This window comes from Hymenobacter agri, assembly GCF_054778495.1.
This window is the reverse complement of the sequence record NZ_BAAGZM010000747.1, coordinates 1-1775: the sequence shown is the minus strand read 5'-3', so window position 1 is coordinate 1775 and position 1775 is coordinate 1. Positions and strand designations below refer to the sequence as shown.

Here is a 1775-nt window from a genome sequence, read left to right as displayed (position 1 = left end):
GCGCAGTGGCGGCAGCGGCCGGCTCGCCGTTGCCAGGCAAGGACGCAGCGCCGGGCTCGAAACCATACTGCGTGCGGCCGTCGGCACGGGCATCCTGGCCATCGTAGGCGCGGTAAGCATTATCCTGCACACCGGGGGCGCCGGGGCCGCCGTAGTACCGGTCCTCGGCCGAGCTGCGGGGCTCGTAGTCGGCCACGCGATACTGGTTGCCGAAGCCGCCGTGGGTAGTGCCCTGCTGGCTTTCGACGCCGAATTCCCCGCGGTTGGGGTCGCTGTCCTGGTTGTCGCGGCGGCGCTGGTCGTGGTAGCTACCTTGGGTGCTATTGCTGAAATTGCCGCCGTAGGTAGCGCCGGGCGTGCTACTGGCAGGCTCCAGGTCGGCCGGGTCGGCTTCCTTGTTTTCCTGGGTGGTGCCATCGGTGTCAACAGCGCCTTTGCCGGGGCTGGCTTCCGATGCCGCCAGCGCTTCGCTCGATACCGGCCTAGCGGCTGCGCCCGCGCTGCCAGGCTGGTGGGGGGCACCGCCGGGCTGGCCCACGCCGGCGCCGGGAGCGGTGTGTTTAGTGGCAGTGTTGCCCACCGGCCCATCGATGCGGTTGCCGGCAATGTCATTGGGTTCAGTGTTCAGGTTTTCGGGCTCGTGCGACATAGCAATGGGTGGGGCGTGAAATGAGAAATAAGCTGATGGCCAACTGGCTCCTGGCTATACGCGCCACTGCCGGGCTGGTTGGCCACGGCCAGCTCTCTCCGGCCCTCCCGGGCTGCTGGTTCGAAGTTCCGATTTTACTTTTGTTATCCCGTCCCGATTATTGGGGCATCCAAGCCGCTGCTTCGTCGTCGAGGCGGTGGGCGGCATTTCAATTCTTTACCCCTCCCCCATCATGCTCACCGGCACCGTCAAGTTTTACAACGATACCAAAGGCTTTGGCTTCATCATCGCCGACGACAACCAGGAAGAAATTTTCGTCCACCAAACCGGCCTCATCCACGAGATTCAGGAAGGCGACCGGGTTGAATTCGACCTTAAAGAAGGTAAAAAAGGCCCCAATGCCGTCAAAGTAACCCGTATTCAATAGCGGCGCGCCCAAAGCACCAGCTTTGCGGGGCTGCCGCAATAGTTGCTTCCACAAAAAAGCCGGTTCCTCGCATGCGGGAACCGGCTTTTTTGTGGAATAATTTTCAGCGCCGGCTATTTACTGCCCGCCGCTACGTGCCTGGCTACGCGCACGCCCACGGCCATCAGGCCGGGCAGCTGGTCCTGGCGCATGTATTGCTCCAGCGTGAGAGTATAGCTGCCGGGCTTGCTGAAGCGCTGGTTGGGCATGGCCAGCGCCTGCAGGTCGTAGATGTCGCCGGTGCCTTTGCCCCTGGGCTCGCCGGTTTTGGGGTCGAGTAGGAGCAGCTGGTGTAGCATAGGCCGCCCTATCGGGCCGGCCGGCCCCCGCAACGACGCCTGCAGGTACAGGTTATAGTAGCTATAGGCCGAGGCGTAGCGCACGTTGAAGTACACGTCGTACCGGGCCGTGGTATCGGTAATGGCAAAGGTGAAGGTGGGCTTCTGCTGCACGTCCCACGAATAATTGGCAAAGTCGGTGTTCTGCTCAAATACCCGGTTGGGGTCGCAGGCCGCGAGCAACCCACTAAATGCCAGGCCGGCCACTATACGAAAGACAAAACGCTGATTCATACGCCATCAAAACGGTAAGCAATAAATAACCCGGGGCTTAGGCACCCGCCGGGGCCGGCGCCCCGGCGCCGGCGCCCTCACCGCTGCC

At 62.6% G+C, this 1775-nt stretch carries 3 protein-coding genes; 1 reads left to right on the top strand and 2 read right to left on the bottom strand.

Going from position 1 to position 1775, the window contains the following annotated elements:
- The coding region (locus ACYVDE_RS21705) for a hypothetical protein (RefSeq protein WP_460503626.1) at positions 1-649 on the bottom strand (649 nt) is incomplete at its 3' end.
- A gap of 232 nt (positions 650-881) precedes the next feature.
- On the opposite strand from ACYVDE_RS21705, the gene ACYVDE_RS21700 reads away from it, so the two are divergent.
- Positions 882-1076, top strand: a complete 195-nt coding sequence (locus ACYVDE_RS21700; protein WP_460503625.1) for a cold-shock protein — start codon at positions 882-884, stop codon at positions 1074-1076.
- A 113-nt stretch (positions 1077-1189) separates the two neighbouring features.
- Here ACYVDE_RS21700 and ACYVDE_RS21695 read toward each other — a convergent pair whose 3' ends face one another.
- The gene (locus ACYVDE_RS21695; RefSeq protein WP_460503624.1) at positions 1190-1660 is read right to left on the bottom strand and encodes a gliding motility lipoprotein GldH; all 471 of its coding nucleotides are present in this window, start codon (positions 1658-1660) and stop codon (positions 1190-1192) included.
- Positions 1661-1775 lie beyond the last annotated feature (115 nt).

Coding starts and splice junctions, on each gene's coding strand:
- ACYVDE_RS21700 (WP_460503625.1), top strand. CDS start 882: ATGCTCACCGGCACCGTCAAGTTTTACAACGATACCAAAGGCTTTGGC.